Source organism: Mycetohabitans sp. B3, assembly GCF_021498065.1.
GTDB lineage: Bacteria > Pseudomonadota > Gammaproteobacteria > Burkholderiales > Burkholderiaceae > Mycetohabitans.
In genome coordinates this window covers 1-467 of sequence record NZ_JAHLKN010000225.1, presented here as the reverse complement: position 1 = coordinate 467, position 467 = coordinate 1, and the positions used below count along the sequence as shown (strand labels likewise).

Genomic DNA, 467 nt, shown 5'->3' with positions numbered 1-467 from the left:
GCTGAGTATCGTTGCCTAGCCGATATTGGAGAGAGGGCGCATGACGTATCGGGGCTGGAGTTCGTTGCGCTAAGGGAGGGCAGTCGCTGGAAGGTGTATCCGGTGGAGTCGGCACCGGGTGGCGACTATTTCGTGGTGGAGCAGATTCTGATTCGCCCTCGTGACGCGCCTGAGTCGAGCCCGGTCATTGCGATAGTGGACGACGATCCGCTATTGACCGCAGAGATGTGCTCGTATTTCCATTCGCATGGCTATATTGCCCGGCCGTACAATACGGAGGCCACGTTCCGCGCGGCGCTTGGGGAGAATGTGTTCGACGGGTTCATCGTTGACTGGCTACTGGAGACGGGCACGGCCGAAGCGATTATCCAGTCGATCCGTCAGTCGCGTCACGGCGACGCACCCATTTTGCTGCTCACGGGCAAGCTGGTGACAGGCGAGGCGAACGAGGATGAGGTGGCGCGGGT

General features: G+C 60.4%; 1 pseudogene. It reads left to right on the top strand.

The annotated features are described in order from the left end of the window. A pseudogene (locus KQH55_RS16455) lies at positions 1–467 on the top strand (hypothetical protein); the annotation flags it as partial.